Here is a 15,903-nt window from a genome sequence, read left to right on the forward strand (position 1 = left end):
GCGTAGGTCGTGCCCCAGGGACCCTGCCAGCCAATGGAGGAGCCTTTGAGCGCCTTGGCCGGATCGATTTTCCCATCGGCTTCACGGTATCCTTCCGTGTGGCAGAAATGGCAGCCGCCGATGATCGAAATATACAAACCGCGTTCGACTGAAACTTCGTCGGCCGCCAGTAGGCCGGATGGCACGATGCACAGAGCAAAGGCCGCACAAAGAGTTCGCATATTCGCTGCCTCCACATGACTGATTGCACCAAATGCGGGGCCCACAACCTTTTGGTTTTGGGAACTCCGAGACGCTGGGCCCTTGGACCGGAGAGACGGGTGAATCCCCAGGCCCGTCTATAATGTGCTCCTAATATATGCCGGTGGCAATTTCACTTCCCCAGCCTCGCCCTGGGCGGGGGGCATCGCCAAATCGAAGCGCTAGCGGAACAGCAGGAAGGCGCCCAAGCGCTGCGCTTGCGCCGTCATATCAGATAAGCCTAATGTAATTCATGATCTGGCCATTGAGCGGGTGCGGCGGCACATTCGGGTTGGGCGCTACCATCGCCGCGGCCTGCGCTTTCGGAACTCCTTTGGCATCGGCACATGATGACTGGTACGAAAAACAGTGCTGCCACGACCAGCATTGCGAGCCGATGGCAGACGATGCCGTCCGAGAAACAAGCCAGGGCTTCAAGGTGCCGTCAGGCGAATTGCTGCCTTACGCGGACGGCAGGGTGCGTCAGTCACACGATATGCATTTTCATTGGTGTCATGCCCAAAAAGTAACGGCAGGCCGGCATCGTGAGATACCATCTGGCAACCCTGACATTACGATCTGCCTGTACGTGCCACCCAAGTCATTCTGACATTCTCCAGCTAGCACCGGGCCGCCCGTCACAAGCCCGAGAGCCTACGACAGCAGCAAATAGCCGCCCATGCCGGCCATCAGGAGGCAAGCGACCATGCTTATTATGCAGCGAGCCGGTCAACATTGCTGGTAAACCGCTGCCAGCGTCGGCTTAGATCGATTGACTTTCCCGCCGGCACACGTTTGCGGTATCGAATTACCCAATCCTTTTCCAAGGGAAGACCTACCAGAAGAACGCCAAGAGCCTGCCAACGTCTCTTTTTGAGGCGCTCAATATGCGCAGACCTTTCGTAGATCATCCTCAAAGCCCCTCCCATGTCGCATGGACCTGCCGATAGTCGCAGGAACGCCTTGGAAATCAACGGTTGCTGTTCGCCCAAATTCGCGGGCGTTTATTCGATCGATATTCGACAGAATTTGAAGTGGTGCAGTTAAACCATTGAAATTATTGGTTCCCGCTCATGGGCTCGAACCACGATTCACGCCTTCAAAGGGCGCTGTCCTACCATTAGACGAAGCGGGAGAATGCAACCTGCGCCGATACCCCTAGCCGGTTCGCGCGCCGGGATCAACGCGATCCTCTTGTGATCGGGTAACTGGCGATCGGCAATTGTCGGCAAGCTGCCACCGTCAAGGGACACGGCCAACCGGCTCGTCGCACTTATTGACCGGGCAGCGGCCGTCACGGGTCGGGACGTAGGCCGACATCGGCACGTCGGGCCAGTCGCATTCGTTGCCGAATTGCCGGACATAGCGGTCATAGGTGTTGGGACCGGTGGTCAGCACCACGGCGCGGCGGCTCTGGATCAGTTGTTGGAGCTGCTGGCAGCTCATTGTGCGGGTGTCGGGCCGGGCCTCGGTGAGGCCGGTCGCGGCAAGCAGCATCGCTGCTGTCGTAAAAGCAGTTCGGTGGATGGGCATGGCGGTTACCTCAGCGGTTCACGTACCAAGCAAACGTGTCATCCGAAACCCGCACCCCGGCCAGCGGTTCCGCAACAGCGCGACACTCTTGTAATCGCGTAACTGGCGATCGGCAATTGGCGGCAGGCCGTTGCCGTCATTCCGGGAGATCGCCGATCGCCTGGTCGCAGCGGTAGACCGGGCAGCTGCCGTCACCGGTTGGGACATAGGCCGACGTAGGCACCTCCGGCCAGTCGCATTCGATGCCGAATTGCCTGACATAGCGGTCATACGTGTTGGGGCCGGTGGTCAGCACCACGGCGCGACGGCTCTGGATCAGCTGCTGAAGCTCCTGGCAACCCATCGTGCGGGTGTCGGGCCGGGCCTCGGCGAGGCTGGTTGCGGCAAGCAGGATCGCTGCTGTCGTCAAAGCAATTCGGCGGATGAGCATGGCGTACCTCAGCGTTCACGTACCAAGCAAACGTGTCACCCGAAACTCGCATCCCTTCCAGCGGTTCCGCAACAGCCAGTTGGCCGTTTTTTGCGGCGCAACCAAATGCCGCGTCGCGCATTGCTGGGGATGGACGGCAGGAAACCCTACGAGACCCCGCAATGGCCACCCGGAGACGAGGATCGCGAAGCCATGTGTTGTTCCTTCTGCGGCGGCCGCGACCACCGCTATGAGGATTGTCCGCAACGGGATGCTGCGGCCGATACCCCGCTTGACGCCCCGGACGACGTCGCCCCCGAACAGAACTGATTGCGAAGCTTGGCTGCGGGCCCTTCGGTGGCTGTCGCCGCCGGCCAATGAATGTCGTCCGTCGATTGCAACCAAACGCGCCACCAAGCATTGCTGGGCATGGGGTGGAATGCTGTCACGCCGTGAGGTGACGTGACGGGGGAAGGTGGGCAATGACAGAATTGGCAAGCATCGATGGTCCGATCGACCCTCCCGCCGACGCGCGGCTGGCGGCGATCGTCGATTCATCCTTCGACGCCATCATCAGCAAGGATCTGAACAGCATCATCACCAGCTGGAACGGGGCGGCGCAGCGCATGTTCGGTTACACCGTTGAGGAGGCTGTCGGCCAATCGGTGCTGATGCTCATCCCCGATCACCTCAGGGATGAAGAGGTCGACATCATCAGCCGGGTTCGCAATGGCCAACTCGTGGCCAGCTACGAGACGATCCGGCGACGCAAGGATGGCGGGTTCATTGCCGTATCGCTGACCGTCTCGCCGATCAGAAACGCAACGGGCGAGATCATCGGCGCCTCGAAGATCGCCCGCGACATCACCGCGACCAAGGAGAGCGAGCGCCGGATCAGGCTGTTGTTGCGGGAGGTGAACCATCGCGTCAAGAACCAGTTCGCGGTGATCCTCTCGATGGTCAGGGAGACAAGCAAGCGCTCGACCGATCCGCGCGAGTTCGAAGAGCTCATCCGCTCCCGCATCATGGCGCTGTCGCGGTCGCACGATCTGCTGGTGAACTCCGAATGGGCGGGCGCCAGCCTCTTCGACCTCATCCAGGAGCAGCTCAAGCCGTTCGGCCACGAGGGACAGGTATCGCTGTCGGGACCGCTGCTGACCTTGCAGCCGAACGCCGTGCAAAATCTCGGCATGGCATTTCACGAGCTTGGCACCAACTCTTCCAAATATGGCGCGCTGGCGGTCGATGCCGGGAGGCTCGAGATCACCTGGCAGATCGCCGCCGGTGCTTCGGGCAAGCGGGAAATCCATCTCGTCTGGGACGAGACGATGCCGGTGCCTGAAGGCGACCGGCGGGACGAAGCCGCGCGCAAGGGCTTTGGCACGGTCGTCCTGCAGCGGGTCGCGCCGCAATCGCTGAACGGCTCGGCCGTCCTGGAGCGCAACCCGGGCCGTGTCAGCTGGTCGCTGACGGCGCCGGTGGAATCGATCGTCGTTCCGCAGCTCGGCGCCGAAATGGCTGCCGCGGAGTCGTCCTTCGACCTGTGAGGGTCCGGCCCGGTCGGTTCACCTAACCTTTGGGCGCTGCATCGGCTTGAACTCAACCGGCTTCGCCGGCGGCCAACCTTTTCCATCTACAGGCGTTGTCCCCGTGAAGGGAAGGGTCGCCGCGAGCGGCCGGGAAGAAGGAGGCCGAGATGAGAAACCTCGCCATCGTGCCATTCAGCCTGATGCTGGCGATGTCGGCAGCGGCGCAAACGGGCCAGCAGCAGGACCCTGGGTCGCAGACCGACAAATGCCGGGTCCAGACCGAACAAGGCGCAAAACAGCAGCCTGGCAGCGACAATCTGACGGACACGCTCAATGACTGCGGCGGGGTGCTGAAACCGCCTGCCACCGGCGATCAGGGGATGGCCACGCCGGCCCCTGATGAAGGCAAGACACCGATCATCAAGCCGGGCGAAGTGCCGGCCCAGCCGCCGGCGCAGTAGGCACGGCAGCCGAAAGGATCAGCGAACCAGCACGCCGGCATGGTTGCATAGGGCAACGAAAGCTTCCTGCGCCTGGGCGGCACCCGCCTTGTTTTCCAGCGCCGCCTCGACCTGCTCGCGCGCGGCCTGATAGAACGGGCCGCGCTCGGTCTGCGGCCAGTCGATCAGGATTTCGCTGGCATCCTTCAGCGTGGTGATGTCGCGGATCGTGTCCGAGCCATGCGGCCTGATCCGCATCGGTGTCGACAGCATCGGCTCGGCCATTCCTGTTTACCCGCTAATGGAGGAGTTTTGCTTCGCGCGCGGCGTCGACCATCGCCCGCATCGCCTTTTCCGGCGGCGTCCAGCCATCCAGTGCATCGCGGCAGCTGCGCAATGCCGCCCGGTAGCGCCGGCCTTGGCCCGCCGGCCAGTCGCCGAGGCATTCCAGGCTTTCCCAGGCACTGCGCACCACGCGCTCGCGCCCATGGGTAAATTTCAGTCTGATCGGATGGGGAAACATCTTGTCGTTCAACGATCGTCTCCTTGACTGGTGCGTTCGCCCAAAAGTACGCAGCAATTTTGGGACGACATGCACGAAACGAGGCGCCGGTTAACGTCGGCAACAGGGCAGGGTTCCCTGCCTTCGAGATGAAATTTCAGTCGCCTGCGACGGCGTCCGACAACGGCCTTGGCGGCGGCAATTCGGCGGCGTTCGCCGTTGGCCGGTCATGCTCGAACTGCTCGGTGTCGGGCAAGGCATGCAGCCAGGTCTCGCGCCTGGTGGTCCACAATTCGTATTCGGGTACGAGATCATCGGTCGGCGCGACATCGAGGCTGCCGATCATCACCTCAACCTCGTCGTCGCCGACCCAAGCGACGCGGCCGCCGCAGGTCGGGCAAAAGGTGCGCGTGCCATAGGTGCTGACGATGCCTGTCGTCTCGAAGGCCTCGCGCGGCCAGATGGCATAGGCCGAATAGACCGAGCCGCTGGCTTTGCGGCAGTCCTTGCAGTGGCACAGACCGATTCTCTGCGGCGCGCCGTGGACCTCGAACTGCACGCCGCCGCACAGGCAGCTGCCGGTCCTGCGTATGGTGTCGGACATGATGCGACCCTCCATCTTGTCAGTCTGCTGCGGGCCGGGCGGGACAGAAGCTCGTCCCGGAATGTTCGTCCAGGACAAAGCCCCATCCCGATCCCATCGGACCTAGCCGCGAGCCGCCATATGGGCATCGAGCTTCTTGCGCGACGGCCCATAGCGCTTGATGATGGTTTGCGCCTCGCTTGGCGGAATGCCGTATTTCCGGGCAAAGGCAGCGACCTCGTAAGGCTCCTCGCTCGAAACCAGCTTGCGGTCCTGCTTCGTCTTCGACTTGTCGTCAGCCATTTCAGGCCTCGCTTTCTGTTGCCGTGGAAACGCGCAGCCGTCGGCGCCCGATTCCACGATCAACAGGACATAACACGGATCGGCCGTCGCGAGTTCCACGGCCACGACAATATCGCCGTGTCGCCCCGGCCTCGCTACTGTGGCATCAGGCGCTTGGCGGCGAGATACATGAGTGCCGACGCCGCCTGCCGGCGCTCCCACCCGGCGGCCTCGATCTTGTCGAGCAGCGCCTCGATTTGCGGGACAAGCATCTCCCTGCATTCCTGCTCATAGGCGGTGCTCGGATGTTGCGGCGCAGCGATGGTCAATGCCTTGGCCATGTCCTGATTCCCCGTTTGAGTGGGGCGCCATCGTATCATCAGCCGGTAAAGTGAAATCGGTTTCGCTGCACCAGTCGATTCAACGGGTTAGAGGCGTCTTGGCCCCGGGGCAGGGCGCCTGCATCAGGGATTCCCGAGAAAAATCTGCCTGACGTGTCGGATTTGGCGCCGGTCGCGCGTCCTTGGGCCGGAGCCCATTGCAATCCTGGAGAAAAGACCATGTCGTCGCAAATCATTCAGTCGCAAACCACTCAGTCGCAAACCATTCAGGCGCAAAGCATTCAGGCACCGTGGCAGACCGCGGCACTTCTCATCGCCCGCCTGATCTTCGCCGGCGTCTTTCTGATGGCCGTGACCTTCAAGTTCATGGGTATGGGCGACACCGCCGGCTATATCGCCGCCGCCGGCTTTCCGTTTCCGCTGTTCCTGGCCTGGTGCGCGGCGCTGCTGGAAGCCGCGCTCGTGCTGTGCTTGCTGACCGGCGCCTTCTTCACGCCGGCGGCCCTGGTCGCCGCCGCCTATGTGCTGTTCCTCGGCTTTTCCTTCCACGGACCCAGCCACTGGGCCGGCAACCAGGCCGAGTTCGGCTTCTTCATCGACCATTTTTCGTTCATGGCCGGACTGCTGTTCGCGGCGGTGCATGGCCCGGGCAGGGTGCTCTCGCTGAATCCGGGATGGCCGGGCCGGGCGTAGGCGCAGGAGCCCGTCGCTAGCCCCGGATCAACCACTTGCTCACCTGGCAAGCAGTTTTATGAGTTCACGGCCTAAACGAAACCTTGGAGATGGACGCATGGCGCTCAAACGGATGGACAATGTAGGGATCGTCGTCGATGACCTCGGTCAGACGATTGATTTCTTTCGCGAGCTCGGCCTCGAGCTCGAAGGGCAGGCCACGATCGAAGGAGAATGGGCCGGACGTGTCACTGGACTGGGCGATCAGCGCGTCGAGATTGCCATGATGCGCACACCGGACGGCCATGGCCGGCTCGAGCTATCCCGCTTCCTCACGCCGCCTGCCGTTGCGGATCACCGCAACGCCCCGGTTAACGCTCTAGGCTACCTCCGTGTCATGTTCACCGTGGACGACATCGACGATACGCTTGAAAGGCTCCGCAATCGCGGCGCGCAGCTTGTAGGCGAAGTGGTCGAGTATAAAGACGTGTATCGGCTCTGCTACATCCGCGGGCCTGAAGGGCTTCTCATCGGACTCGCCCAAGAACTCAGCTGAGCGCAATTCGGGATGGCCGGGCCGAAGGCCGGCTACCGGCCTTGCAGGATTTTGATCACCTTGCTGCTGTCGGCCGATGACGACGCGAGATTGCGGTAGTCGGCATAGGTTATGCGTCCTCTGGCGACGGCATTCCAAAGGCGATTGCAGGTCGTTGCCGGCTGGCGCTCCAGGCTGACGTTGACGACTTCGGCGACGGTCTTTCTCTCGGCCAGCGGCAGTTTAGCCTGGTCCGAAATGCACTCCTTGATGACTTTGGCCTTGATCGCCGGGCTGCCGCTGAGGACGGCCTGGGCGTTGTTGAACTCGCCCTCGCTGAGTGTTGTGCAGCCGGCCAGCATGACGGCGCCAAGAAGCAAGGCGCCAAGGCGCGATTCAAATCTCATATGTCCCCCCAAATCTACAAGCCGCAACCAAGCAAAACTTGGTGACATCGGCAAGACGTTAGATCAATCGCGCCGACGGATAATATTGGGCCAAAGGTTTGGCTCGCCCGGAAGTTCGACCTCGCTCGGGATCGGGGCCCGCTTAACATGATCTACGTCATGCGACGCGCCAATCTCCTCGCCAACCGGGAGGGGGTCGGCTATCGTGCCTCACATCTGGTCGTTGTAGGGCTCCTTGATCTGGCCGACCATGCGGGCGAGCTTGGAAAAGGAGGGCATGTCCGCCTCAGGCTGGCATTGATTGGCGAGTTCCAGCAGCCGTATCGGAAAGCTGACGGCGTCGCGGCTTGACGCGGACATGCCTTCGGACCGCTCCTGGCTGATTTCGCCGGCCTCGGCCTTGCGCAGGGCCATGTCTATTTCCTCCGCCGTCAGCACCCCCTTTTGAACAAGGAGGTGGTTGATCGATGCGACGGCCATCAGCAGGCCTTCGAGTTGCAGATTGGCGACGTTCATGGCGATTGCTCCCGTGGCTATGATCGAAAACGCACGAGCGGCGTTTCCGCTCCGGCGGTGAGGGCAGGGCGTAGGCGAGGTCGCAAAAGATCACGGAGCTGGCTGCCTGGAAATGCCTATTCCTGCGTCAGGCGCTCGCCATATTCGCGCCACAGCGCTTTCACTTCCAGACCCCCGAGGCTGGGGATCGAGGGATCAGCCGAGGCGATGGCGACAGCGCTGATGTCGTATTGGGGGTAGGCGTGGGCGACAAAGCGGATCGCTTCGCCGAGCGAGCGCACGCGGATAATCGGGTCCGCCTGTCCCTGACCGGTGCTTCGCACACCCGAAACCGTGGCCGGCGCATGCCGCACCCTGAAGACGGATGCCATGGTTGGTCTGTCCATCGCCCTCTCCCACAAGGCCGTACGACGCGAATCATTCCATGAGCTTCAGCTAACGGTCTCACAGATGTCGGCCTATGAAAAGCCGGCACGAAAAGTCCGGCCCTTGCCGCCCACTCGCATGCCGATCGGCTTGTCCGGTGAGGGCATTCGTGCTATTAATTTGGATATGGTGCTGATTTGCGCCGACGACCTCAGACCCGCCGCGCAGGCGGGTTTTTTGTTTTCCGGCTGGCCCTTCGGCGATGCGCGGGACCTTGTTCGGCGTGGCGTCGAAAAACGGAATAGGAATTTTTTCTCAGAAAGTCGTTGACGAGGTGAGGGCAGCTATGCTACATATTTGTCCATGGTGCTGATTTGCGCCAACGACCCGCCGCCGAGGCGGGTTTTTTGTTTAAGCGCGATCAGACGTGTTGGCAGGACAAAGGGGGGCGTGAAGGGACGCCATCCTTTGCCCTGACGTCCCATCCGCAACCCACGAGAACTCCCATGGTCCGCTATGCCACCATCATCACCGACGATGACGGCCGCGAGGTCGTCAGCGCCATCGGCGAGTTCGAGGGGGCGGCGCCGCAAGCCCGTCTCGGCCTTATCGAGCAGGTCGCGCCCGGCGTGCAGATCGGCATGGTGCGCGGCGGTCCGGTCGATGCGGCCGGCGGCTTCGGGTTTGGCTTGGGATCGTTGGGTAGCAGCGACCGGGCGACAGCGACGGCACGGCTGAGGAAGCGGCTGCGCCTTGCCGGCCGATCCGGCGCGGCGAGATCCGAAGCGGCAACACCGCCCAGCGTGACAGACGCGGAGGCCTGCCCGGCAAAACCGGTGCGAACGGCCAGCAGGCCGCACAAGCGCATCTCGCGGTCGAAATCCAAAGTGGCGAAATCCACGACGAAAAAATCCGCCCGATCAAAATCCAAGGTGGCGAAATCCAGGACGACCACTGCAGAGACCACAGGGGGTGAGCATGGCTGACAAGCCGCCGGCTCGCCGGGGGCCAAAGAGCCGGACCGCGACGCCCGCCACCAAGCCCACCGCAAAGCGCCGGCCGAAGCGCGCGAAAAAGACGCTGGGCGATGATTTCCTGGCAGCCGTGCGCGCCGATTTCCGCACCCATGGCGCCAGCGTCATCGCCGAGGTGCGTGCCGACAAGCCCGACCAGTATCTGAAGATCGTGCTTTCGGTGCTGCCCAAGGATTTACATGTTTCGATCAACCAACTGGACGGCTTAAGCGATGACGAGATCCGCAGCCGTATCCGCGGCCTCGAAGCCGCCCTCAAGCCGTTCCTCGAGGAGCTCGGCGGCGAAGACGGAATATCTGGCGCTGCTGTCGGAACTGGACCGCAGGCGCCGCACTAACCAGCTTGCCGCCTACCGGCCCTATACCCGGCAAGCGGAGTTCCATGCCGCGGGTGCGCAGAACCGCGAACGGCTGTTCATGGCCGGCAACCAGCTTGGCAAGACCAGGGCCGGCGGCGCCGAATGGGCCATGCACCTGACCGGCCGCTACCCCTCGTGGTGGCAAGGCAAGGTCTTTGACGGCGCGGTTCGGCTGTGGGCGGCTGGCGTGACCGGCGAGGGCACGCGCGATAACCCGCAGCGCGTGCTGGTCGGCCCGCCGCAGCAGCAGGCGGCCTGGGGCACCGGCATGATCCCGGCTGACGCACTTGTGCAGACCATCATGGGGCGCGGCGCACCGGGCGCGCTCGACAGCGTCGTGGTGCGCTGGGGCGGCGGCGGCGACGTGCAGGCCGATGAATCGGTGCTGTCGTTCAAGAGCTTCGAGAAGGGCCGCGAGAAATGGCAGGGCGAGACGCTGCACGGCGTCTGGTTCGACGAGGAACCGCCGCTCGACATCTATTCCGAAGGCCTGACCCGCACCAATGCGACAGGCGGCATCACCATCGTCACCTTCACGCCGCTGCTCGGCATGTCGGATGTGGTGCTGTTGTTTTTGTCCGCGGCAGAGGTGGAGGGGATGGGGAAGCACTGACTTCCCTTCCCATGACGGCTTCCCAAGCTGAACGCGCGGGCCAGCTTCTATGCGAAGGCGCGGGGCGATGCGCGAATTGCGAAGCGCGGCATACGGGGCTGGGTCATCCATCATGTCGTGGGAGCGGTGTAGATTGTCAGGCAGATGGTGAGACAACCCGTTGATTTTGCTTTATTCCTAGCTGAGATCGATCGGCAAACCGGTTCCAGATCAGCCCGAACCGGGGATGCCATAATTACTGCACAGGATCAATGTAGGGCACAGCTTGTCTTCGGCGTTACTTTAAGGCAGTGTCCGGTCAGATCGGGGAGGTGCTTCGTTTTGCCATTCGCGCTGGCCATAGAGCCATGACACGGCCAGCGGGCCTCCCTGACTTTGGCAATCCACCTCTGGATGAGGTCGTGGTGGGCGTGCAATTTGCGCGACACCCCGAATACAACGATCTTTTTGCCTGGGAGGTTTGGAATACCTTTCGAGCTGAATTTCCTCACTTTCAAGAAGCCCCCCGGCTTGATCCGGCTTTCGAGGTTTTCGGAGGCGCCGAGACGGTTTCTATGCCCGCATTCCAGTTCTCGATCTCTGAGAGTGAGCCGAGCAAGCGCTACTGGTTCATCGCCGATGACGACAGCCATCTTCTGCAGTTTCAAGACGACCGGTTCTACATGAACTGGCGGAAGCGCCATCAGAACAAATATCCTCGCTATGAGGCCATTGCCGAACATTTCGCCAAACATCTGGAAGGGCTCCGGGGCGTGTTCCAGGCTCACGGCGCGCCGATGATTATCAAGCAAGCCGAGGTCGCCTACATCAATGTCATACCTCTTGTCGAGAAGACGGCGATTGCAGACTGGCTGACCATTGTGAAGCCGAGCGTGTTGAATGTCGAACAGCTCAACGCCACATTTAGTGAGGTAGTGCTCTCGGAGGATGGCAAAAAGCCAGTTGCGCGACTTAGGTACGAGTTGGGGCTTTCAAGTTCTCGGGAGGTCAGGCGGGCGATGAGGTTGTCGCTCATCTATCGGGGGGCGCCGACTGACATCAACACGAAAAGCATATCAGATTTTCTTGCCGCCGGTCGGCAACGGATTGTCAAAAGGTTTTGTGATATAACTACGGACGAAGCACACAAGATATGGGCGCGCAGTCAATGATGGTTTCTTCTGCTTCTGTATTCTCGGGAGCGTCAGGCTTCCCGCGAGGCGCTGGCGCCGAGCGCTTGTCGGCAATCGACCGCCTGATCGTGAGAGATATCGAAACGCAATGGACGAAGGTTGTGGCAGCAAAGCTCAACGATCTGGTCAAACTACCCGAGGGATGGGACGGCTACGACGGAAAGTCAGTCGACTTCCGCATTGCGCATTTTGCCGTTCAGCTTCTGCAGCATGTCTACGTGGAGGGTGTGCCAAGCCCCAGCCTTGTCCCCGGATCGGACGGCTCTCTGCAGATCGAGTGGCACAGCAACGGGCTCGACATTGAGCTCGACATACTTGGTGTCAACCAGGTCGACTGTTTGAAGCGAGATCTTGAGACCGGGGGCGAGGAAGAACTCGAGCTGACAGTGGATTTCAAAGCTGTCAGGGCGTGGATCGAAGATCTTGCGGGGCGGGCGTCTGATGCTGTCACCGCCGCCGCATGATGCCAATGGCAACGCCCTCCCGCATGATCATCAGGACATCGAGCCAAACGATACCCTAATTCGCCGAGTAAACCCGATCCACCATGTCGTCGATGACGACAACAGAAAATGTCGCCGGCTGTCATCAAAGCTGATGAAGCCGACCGGCGGAGGCATGTCCGTCGATCACGAGCGGAGTATCCAAGAAGACCAGAAAGATCCGGTCGAGTTTGTTCGAACCCCGGTTTACACTGGAGCTGTTGCGATCTTGGCCCTGCACGCCAGAGGAGTTGGTCTGCGCGTCGGCTATGAACCCGTACTAGGTAACCCCTATCACTGCGAGGTCTGGGGTGCCGACCCCCGACCGGATAAATTCACCAACGCGCAAACCAAGGCTCTCTTTGCCGCCTGCGGCTGGTACATCCCGCTTGACGGGGTGGAAATCATAAAGGACTAGAGCCGCAGGAATTGACCCGCTCGGGTCCAACCCCTCACATCACCCGTTGCTCGGATTTCCTTCAAGCGCCGGAACTTGAGGATCTTCGTAGGGCTCTACCTGTGATGAGGTTCCTCTAATTCAAACGGCCGGCGCCACTCCCCCTCTCCGGCGCGGCTTCGCCGCGCCACCTCCCCCATCAAGAATGGGGGCGAGGAACCCAAGCTTTCCGAGGGCATGCCATGACCCGCCACGTCACCTTCATGACCATCGACGATGCCGAGCACTACACCCGCCAAGAGCGCGCGGCGATCGTTGCCGCCTATCCGGCACATGAGCGCGAGGCCCGCGCGCGGGGCATTCCGGTGCTGGGCTCCGGCCGCATCTTTCCGGTGGCCGAGGAACTGATCGCCTGCGCGCCGTTCCGGTTGCCGCGCTACTGGCCGCGCATCGGGGCGCTCGATTTCGGCTGGGACCATCCATCGGCCGCGGTCGAGCTTGCCTGGGATACGGAGGCCGACGTCGTCTATGTCGCGAAAGCCTGCCGCGCTTCTCAGCAGACTCCAGCGATGCAGACGCTGACCCTGAAACCATGGGGCGAATGGCTGCCCTGGGCGTGGCCGCGCGACGGCCGCCGCGAGACGCTGGAAGGGGCGGGCGTGGCGCTTGCCCGGCAGTATTCAGCACACGGGCTGAACATGCTGACCCGCCACGCGCAATTCCCCGACGGTTCCGTCTCGGTCGAGGCCGGGCTGATGGAGATGCTCGACCGCATGCAATCCGGCCGCTTCAAGGTGTTTTCGACGCTTGCGCCCTGGTTCGAGGAATTTCGGCTTTATCATCGCAGGGACGGCCAGGTTGTAAAACTGCGCGACGATCTGATGGCGGCGACCCGTTATGGCGTGATGATGCTGCGGGAGGCTGTGGTCGATCCGGCGGAATTCAGGGCGGCGAGACGACCGGCGGGGCAGAGTGATCCGCTGGGGGCTTTTCGGTGAGGGCGAAGTGCCACGTGCTTCGTCATCCTCGGGCTTGACCCGAGGATCCATGCCGCGACTTCCAAGCGTCGCGACGGCACAGAAATTCTGCGCCGCTGCATGCGTTGGCCGAGGTCACGGCATGGATCCCAGGGTCTCCGCGACGTCGCTTCGCTCCTGCTTCGCCCTGGGATGACGAAGTGGCGAGGCTTCGGCCGCTATGCCGTCCGTATCATTCCCGCCGCTTCGAATAGCTGCGATGTCTCGAATTGATCCCGTGGGTTACTCCACGATCTTCCAGTAAGAATCCTTGCGGGTCACCTTGCCGTCGCGAAACGTGTAGAAGTCGCAACCCTGGACTTCCTTTCTCATACCCTCGCGGGTGGTGCCGGTGAGGGTCCATTTCGAGATGCCGGTATCGGCGGCCGCATCGGCAAAATGTTGGCCGTTGCCGTAGTGGACATCGGGCAAGCCTTCGAAGCGTGTCGCCAGCGCGTCTCGTACATTGCGTTTGCCCTCGCAACGCGTTCCCCAGGGCTTGCTCCCCCTCGGCATCTCCAGGACGCAATCGTCGGCAAAGAACGCCATGATGCGATCGAGATCGTGCGCGTTGAAGGCCTCGCATAACTCCGTCAGTGTCGCTCGAATGTCCATTCGCCCGTCTCCTCCAGTCGTCGGTAGCCTGCGTGTTCGATGTCCGAAGTAGGTCACTGGCGACGGGGCCGGTCAAGTGCGCGGGCCTTCGAGACTCCGCCCGAAAGCGGGATGCGCACCCCATCGCTCTGGCCAGTTCATGACCGTCCGCATCATCCCCGCAACCTTGCGCGATCTCTCCTACATCGCCGCCAACCTCCGGCCCGAAGACCGCGCCGAGATCGACTGCCAGCTCGACCACTGGTCGCCGGCGCTGCTGGCGCTGACGGCGCTGCAGGGGTTTGCCTATGTCGCCGAGCTCGACGGCAATCCGGAGGCCGGCTTTGGTGCTTCCGAACAGCGCGGCGGGCTGTGGATCGCCTGGAGCTGGGGCACGCGCCGCATGAGGCGCTGCGTGCCTGGGATCACCGTGTTCTTTCACAGCGTGCTCGGGCCTCAGGTGGCTGCGCGGGGCGCCTGGCGGGTCGAGGCGCGGGCGCTGGCTGCCAATGAACTGGCGCTGCGCTGGCTTGGCCGGCTCGGCGCCACGCAACGCTGCCTGCTGCCGGGCTATGGCAGGAATGGCGAAGATTTTTTCCTCTACGACTGGACAAGGGAAGGCTGGAACCATGTGCCTGTTTCAAAAACCACCGGAACTGAAGCCGCTGCCGCCGACACCGACGGCCGAGGACAAGGACGTGCAGGCGCGCGAGGCGGCGCTCAGGGCTGAGCTCGAACAGCGTCAGGGCACGCTCAGCACCATCAAGACCGACCTCGCGCCGGCAAGCCTCACCGGCCAGCGCCGCGTGCTTCTGGGGCTTTAGACCATGACCGCGATGAAACGCAGTTTTCGCAAGCGCGTGCTGGCGTGGTGGTATTGGCGAAGGCATGCACGGCTGGTGAAGCGGCGGGGGTAAAGGGTTCATCACAGAGGCCGCATTCCTTCGCGCCCCCCTCTGGCCTGCCGGCCATCTCCCCCTCAAGGGGGGAGATTGGCAGCGTCAGCCTCGACGCCTTCTTCTCCAATGTTGGAAATTGGCGAAAGCCGAGGTGACATCCAATCTCCCCCCTTGAGGGGGAGATGTCCGGCAGGACAGAGGGGGGTGTTCCAGCTCCACCACTCACCCCTTCTTCGCGAACGCCCAGACCATCAGCGGGTATTCCTCGTCGTTGCTGAGATCGCGCCACAGGCCGTAGGCGCGGACGGGGCCGCCGATGTGGGCCCTGGCGCAGGCCTTGTTGCCCCAGCCGTGGACCTTGACGTTGGCTTCGGAAAAGCCGCCCTCGACCATCAATTGCTTGAGGCCGGCCGGTGTCCACCGGTTGTAGTCGTGCGGCCTGGCGTGGACCCGGAACAGGAAGGGTGTCGCCACCATCGCCCAGCCGCCGGACCGCGTCATGGCGTGGATGTTCTGCACCGCCGCCTGCGGCCGCTGCACATGTTCCAGCACCTGGTCGGCGATGACGATGGAATATTGCTCGTCGGTGCGGTCCTTGCAGATGTCGAAGGCGGGGAAATCGACGCAGCGGTAGTTGGGGCACATCGCCCGCCAGGTGCGGTTCCAGCCGGGCGAGATCTCGATCACGTCGGCGGCTTTGCGGTTTCCGGCTTCGAGGAAGACGGTGAACGCCTCGATCTGGCGGATGCGCAGCCAGTTGCGCGAATCATAGCCAAGCAGGCGTTTGGCCACCTGTTTGCCGCGGTTCTTCAGGGTGCCGGCAAGGCTTGTCGTCGTCACATCGACCTCCTCCAAAACCCGCCGCGAGAAGCTCGTAGCACCGCCAGGTGGGCAAAAGATGACAGGGGCGATTGAGAGGCTGGCGATCCTTCACACCCCCCTCTGCATTTCCAATCAATCGGCAGCCCCGCAGCGCCAAACAA

Annotated in this window: 26 protein-coding genes, 1 tRNA gene and 1 pseudogene; 14 read left to right on the forward strand and 14 right to left on the reverse strand. The window is 62.3% G+C overall.

What is annotated here, in order from left to right; genetic code table 11:
- The 4 genes and pseudogenes from AC1DZU_RS16860 to AC1DZU_RS16875 form a co-directional block, all read right to left on the reverse strand.
- Positions 1–236, reverse strand: a pseudogene (locus tag AC1DZU_RS16860) (hypothetical protein); the annotation flags it as partial.
- Positions 237–1,301: 1,065 nt separating this feature from the next.
- Positions 1,302–1,375 (reverse strand) — tRNA-Gln (locus tag AC1DZU_RS16865).
- Between the two features lie 107 nt (positions 1,376–1,482).
- Positions 1,483–1,773: a hypothetical protein gene (locus AC1DZU_RS16870; protein ID WP_477286510.1), complete on the reverse strand. Its 291-nt coding sequence runs from the start codon at positions 1,771–1,773 to the stop codon at positions 1,483–1,485.
- Between the two features lie 136 nt (positions 1,774–1,909).
- Complete coding sequence (locus AC1DZU_RS16875) at positions 1,910–2,203, reverse strand: hypothetical protein (protein WP_477286512.1); 294 nt, start codon at positions 2,201–2,203, stop codon at positions 1,910–1,912.
- Between the two features lie 461 nt (positions 2,204–2,664).
- Here AC1DZU_RS16875 and AC1DZU_RS16880 point away from each other — a divergent pair, with 461 nt between their 5' ends.
- A complete protein-coding gene (locus AC1DZU_RS16880; protein WP_477286514.1) occupies positions 2,665–3,729 on the forward strand; it encodes a sensor histidine kinase in 1,065 nt (354 codons plus the stop codon).
- A gap of 149 nt (positions 3,730–3,878) precedes the next feature.
- Positions 3,879–4,172 (forward strand): hypothetical protein, encoded by a 294-nt coding sequence (locus tag AC1DZU_RS16885; protein ID WP_477286516.1) that lies wholly within the window; start codon positions 3,879–3,881, stop codon positions 4,170–4,172.
- An 18-nt stretch (positions 4,173–4,190) separates the two neighbouring features.
- Here AC1DZU_RS16885 and AC1DZU_RS16890 read toward each other — a convergent pair whose 3' ends face one another.
- From AC1DZU_RS16890 to AC1DZU_RS16910, 5 genes are all read right to left on the reverse strand, one after another.
- Positions 4,191–4,436 (reverse strand): DUF982 domain-containing protein, encoded by a 246-nt coding sequence (locus AC1DZU_RS16890; RefSeq protein ID WP_477286518.1) that lies wholly within the window; start codon positions 4,434–4,436, stop codon positions 4,191–4,193.
- A 13-nt stretch (positions 4,437–4,449) separates the two neighbouring features.
- On the reverse strand, positions 4,450–4,686 hold the full coding sequence (locus tag AC1DZU_RS16895) for a DUF982 domain-containing protein (RefSeq protein WP_477286520.1): 237 nt from the start codon (positions 4,684–4,686) through the stop codon (positions 4,450–4,452).
- 124 nt (positions 4,687–4,810) lie between these two features.
- Positions 4,811–5,257 carry a GFA family protein gene (locus tag AC1DZU_RS16900; RefSeq protein WP_477286522.1) on the reverse strand — a complete coding sequence of 149 codons (447 nt, stop codon included), beginning with the start codon at positions 5,255–5,257 and terminating at the stop codon, positions 4,811–4,813.
- 102 nt (positions 5,258–5,359) lie between these two features.
- Positions 5,360–5,539, reverse strand: coding sequence for a DUF3606 domain-containing protein (locus AC1DZU_RS16905; protein WP_024501602.1), 180 nt, complete (start codon positions 5,537–5,539; stop codon positions 5,360–5,362).
- A 134-nt stretch (positions 5,540–5,673) separates the two neighbouring features.
- The gene (locus AC1DZU_RS16910) at positions 5,674–5,859 is read right to left on the reverse strand and encodes a hypothetical protein (protein WP_477286524.1); all 186 of its coding nucleotides are present in this window, start codon (positions 5,857–5,859) and stop codon (positions 5,674–5,676) included.
- Between the two features lie 219 nt (positions 5,860–6,078).
- Between AC1DZU_RS16910 and AC1DZU_RS16915 the strand changes: the two genes are divergently transcribed.
- On the forward strand, positions 6,079–6,552 hold the full coding sequence (locus tag AC1DZU_RS16915; RefSeq protein WP_477286526.1) for a DoxX family protein: 474 nt from the start codon (positions 6,079–6,081) through the stop codon (positions 6,550–6,552).
- A gap of 97 nt (positions 6,553–6,649) precedes the next feature.
- On the forward strand, positions 6,650–7,087 hold the full coding sequence (locus AC1DZU_RS16920) for a VOC family protein (RefSeq protein ID WP_477286528.1): 438 nt from the start codon (positions 6,650–6,652) through the stop codon (positions 7,085–7,087).
- A gap of 32 nt (positions 7,088–7,119) precedes the next feature.
- Here the strand turns inward: AC1DZU_RS16920 and AC1DZU_RS16925 are convergent, their stop codons facing one another.
- From AC1DZU_RS16925 to AC1DZU_RS16935, 3 genes are all read right to left on the reverse strand, one after another.
- Positions 7,120–7,473: a hypothetical protein gene (locus tag AC1DZU_RS16925; RefSeq protein ID WP_477286530.1), complete on the reverse strand. Its 354-nt coding sequence runs from the start codon at positions 7,471–7,473 to the stop codon at positions 7,120–7,122.
- Positions 7,474–7,683: 210 nt separating this feature from the next.
- Positions 7,684–7,989: a hypothetical protein gene (locus tag AC1DZU_RS16930; RefSeq protein ID WP_477286532.1), complete on the reverse strand. Its 306-nt coding sequence runs from the start codon at positions 7,987–7,989 to the stop codon at positions 7,684–7,686.
- Positions 7,990–8,105: 116 nt separating this feature from the next.
- A complete protein-coding gene (locus AC1DZU_RS16935) occupies positions 8,106–8,375 on the reverse strand; it encodes a hypothetical protein (protein WP_477286534.1) in 270 nt (89 codons plus the stop codon).
- Here AC1DZU_RS16935 and AC1DZU_RS16940 point away from each other — a divergent pair.
- From AC1DZU_RS16940 to AC1DZU_RS16975, 8 genes are all read left to right on the forward strand, one after another.
- Positions 8,359–8,685: a hypothetical protein gene (locus AC1DZU_RS16940; protein ID WP_477286536.1), complete on the forward strand. Its 327-nt coding sequence runs from the start codon at positions 8,359–8,361 to the stop codon at positions 8,683–8,685. The genes AC1DZU_RS16935 and AC1DZU_RS16940 overlap by 17 nt on opposite strands.
- A 176-nt stretch (positions 8,686–8,861) precedes the next feature.
- Positions 8,862–9,341 (forward strand): hypothetical protein, encoded by a 480-nt coding sequence (locus AC1DZU_RS16945; RefSeq protein ID WP_477286538.1) that lies wholly within the window; start codon positions 8,862–8,864, stop codon positions 9,339–9,341.
- Positions 9,334–9,726 (forward strand): hypothetical protein, encoded by a 393-nt coding sequence (locus AC1DZU_RS16950; RefSeq protein WP_477286540.1) that lies wholly within the window; start codon positions 9,334–9,336, stop codon positions 9,724–9,726. Before AC1DZU_RS16945 ends, AC1DZU_RS16950 begins: the two co-directional genes overlap by 8 nt.
- A complete protein-coding gene (locus tag AC1DZU_RS16955; RefSeq protein WP_477287046.1) occupies positions 9,704–10,360 on the forward strand; it encodes a terminase large subunit domain-containing protein in 657 nt (218 codons plus the stop codon). Before AC1DZU_RS16950 ends, AC1DZU_RS16955 begins: the two co-directional genes overlap by 23 nt.
- A 290-nt stretch (positions 10,361–10,650) precedes the next feature.
- On the forward strand, positions 10,651–11,511 hold the full coding sequence (locus AC1DZU_RS16960; protein WP_477286542.1) for a TIGR04255 family protein: 861 nt from the start codon (positions 10,651–10,653) through the stop codon (positions 11,509–11,511).
- Positions 11,508–11,996: a hypothetical protein gene (locus AC1DZU_RS16965; RefSeq protein ID WP_477286544.1), complete on the forward strand. Its 489-nt coding sequence runs from the start codon at positions 11,508–11,510 to the stop codon at positions 11,994–11,996. Before AC1DZU_RS16960 ends, AC1DZU_RS16965 begins: the two co-directional genes overlap by 4 nt.
- Positions 11,974–12,432: a hypothetical protein gene (locus tag AC1DZU_RS16970; protein WP_477286546.1), complete on the forward strand. Its 459-nt coding sequence runs from the start codon at positions 11,974–11,976 to the stop codon at positions 12,430–12,432. The genes AC1DZU_RS16965 and AC1DZU_RS16970 overlap by 23 nt, the downstream gene beginning before the upstream one ends.
- A gap of 221 nt (positions 12,433–12,653) precedes the next feature.
- Positions 12,654–13,409 (forward strand): phage terminase large subunit family protein, encoded by a 756-nt coding sequence (locus tag AC1DZU_RS16975; protein WP_477286548.1) that lies wholly within the window; start codon positions 12,654–12,656, stop codon positions 13,407–13,409.
- Between the two features lie 261 nt (positions 13,410–13,670).
- Here the strand turns inward: AC1DZU_RS16975 and AC1DZU_RS16980 are convergent, their stop codons facing one another.
- The gene (locus tag AC1DZU_RS16980; protein ID WP_477286550.1) at positions 13,671–14,042 is read right to left on the reverse strand and encodes a nuclear transport factor 2 family protein; all 372 of its coding nucleotides are present in this window, start codon (positions 14,040–14,042) and stop codon (positions 13,671–13,673) included.
- A 139-nt stretch (positions 14,043–14,181) separates the two neighbouring features.
- Here AC1DZU_RS16980 and AC1DZU_RS16985 point away from each other — a divergent pair, with 139 nt between their 5' ends.
- Positions 14,182–14,751 carry a hypothetical protein gene (locus AC1DZU_RS16985; protein WP_477286552.1) on the forward strand — a complete coding sequence of 190 codons (570 nt, stop codon included), beginning with the start codon at positions 14,182–14,184 and terminating at the stop codon, positions 14,749–14,751.
- Positions 14,720–14,845, forward strand: coding sequence for a hypothetical protein (locus tag AC1DZU_RS16990; protein ID WP_379103800.1), 126 nt, complete (start codon positions 14,720–14,722; stop codon positions 14,843–14,845). Before AC1DZU_RS16985 ends, AC1DZU_RS16990 begins: the two co-directional genes overlap by 32 nt.
- A 297-nt stretch (positions 14,846–15,142) precedes the next feature.
- Here the strand turns inward: AC1DZU_RS16990 and AC1DZU_RS16995 are convergent, their stop codons facing one another.
- The gene (locus AC1DZU_RS16995) at positions 15,143–15,760 is read right to left on the reverse strand and encodes a class I SAM-dependent methyltransferase (protein ID WP_477286554.1); all 618 of its coding nucleotides are present in this window, start codon (positions 15,758–15,760) and stop codon (positions 15,143–15,145) included.
- Positions 15,761–15,903: the final 143 nt, after the last annotated feature.

This window comes from Mesorhizobium sp. P2_A12 (assembly GCF_056405075.1).

What these genes read in the sequence shown, in the direction of transcription:
- AC1DZU_RS16875 (WP_477286512.1), bottom strand. Translation starts at nt 2,203, where the DNA reads ATGCTCATCCGCCGAATTGCTTTGACGACAGCAGCGATCCTGCTTGCC.
- AC1DZU_RS16945 (WP_477286538.1), top strand. Translation starts at nt 8,862, where the DNA reads ATGGTCCGCTATGCCACCATCATCACCGACGATGACGGCCGCGAGGTC.
- AC1DZU_RS16940 (WP_477286536.1), top strand. Translation starts at nt 8,359, where the DNA reads ATGGTTGGTCTGTCCATCGCCCTCTCCCACAAGGCCGTACGACGCGAA.
- AC1DZU_RS16970 (WP_477286546.1), top strand. Translation starts at nt 11,974, where the DNA reads ATGCTGTCACCGCCGCCGCATGATGCCAATGGCAACGCCCTCCCGCAT.
- AC1DZU_RS16900 (WP_477286522.1), bottom strand. Translation starts at nt 5,257, where the DNA reads ATGTCCGACACCATACGCAGGACCGGCAGCTGCCTGTGCGGCGGCGTG.
- AC1DZU_RS16880 (WP_477286514.1), top strand. Translation starts at nt 2,665, where the DNA reads ATGACAGAATTGGCAAGCATCGATGGTCCGATCGACCCTCCCGCCGAC.
- AC1DZU_RS16920 (WP_477286528.1), top strand. Translation starts at nt 6,650, where the DNA reads ATGGCGCTCAAACGGATGGACAATGTAGGGATCGTCGTCGATGACCTC.
- AC1DZU_RS16935 (WP_477286534.1), bottom strand. Translation starts at nt 8,375, where the DNA reads ATGGACAGACCAACCATGGCATCCGTCTTCAGGGTGCGGCATGCGCCG.
- AC1DZU_RS16975 (WP_477286548.1), top strand. Translation starts at nt 12,654, where the DNA reads ATGACCCGCCACGTCACCTTCATGACCATCGACGATGCCGAGCACTAC.
- AC1DZU_RS16950 (WP_477286540.1), top strand. Translation starts at nt 9,334, where the DNA reads ATGGCTGACAAGCCGCCGGCTCGCCGGGGGCCAAAGAGCCGGACCGCG.
- AC1DZU_RS16885 (WP_477286516.1), top strand. Translation starts at nt 3,879, where the DNA reads ATGAGAAACCTCGCCATCGTGCCATTCAGCCTGATGCTGGCGATGTCG.
- AC1DZU_RS16985 (WP_477286552.1), top strand. Translation starts at nt 14,182, where the DNA reads ATGACCGTCCGCATCATCCCCGCAACCTTGCGCGATCTCTCCTACATC.
- AC1DZU_RS16910 (WP_477286524.1), bottom strand. Translation starts at nt 5,859, where the DNA reads ATGGCCAAGGCATTGACCATCGCTGCGCCGCAACATCCGAGCACCGCC.
- AC1DZU_RS16870 (WP_477286510.1), bottom strand. Translation starts at nt 1,773, where the DNA reads ATGCCCATCCACCGAACTGCTTTTACGACAGCAGCGATGCTGCTTGCC.
- AC1DZU_RS16925 (WP_477286530.1), bottom strand. Translation starts at nt 7,473, where the DNA reads ATGAGATTTGAATCGCGCCTTGGCGCCTTGCTTCTTGGCGCCGTCATG.
- AC1DZU_RS16980 (WP_477286550.1), bottom strand. Translation starts at nt 14,042, where the DNA reads ATGGACATTCGAGCGACACTGACGGAGTTATGCGAGGCCTTCAACGCG.
- AC1DZU_RS16905 (WP_024501602.1), bottom strand. Translation starts at nt 5,539, where the DNA reads ATGGCTGACGACAAGTCGAAGACGAAGCAGGACCGCAAGCTGGTTTCG.
- AC1DZU_RS16965 (WP_477286544.1), top strand. Translation starts at nt 11,508, where the DNA reads ATGATGGTTTCTTCTGCTTCTGTATTCTCGGGAGCGTCAGGCTTCCCG.
- AC1DZU_RS16890 (WP_477286518.1), bottom strand. Translation starts at nt 4,436, where the DNA reads ATGGCCGAGCCGATGCTGTCGACACCGATGCGGATCAGGCCGCATGGC.
- AC1DZU_RS16915 (WP_477286526.1), top strand. Translation starts at nt 6,079, where the DNA reads ATGTCGTCGCAAATCATTCAGTCGCAAACCACTCAGTCGCAAACCATT.
- AC1DZU_RS16930 (WP_477286532.1), bottom strand. Translation starts at nt 7,989, where the DNA reads ATGAACGTCGCCAATCTGCAACTCGAAGGCCTGCTGATGGCCGTCGCA.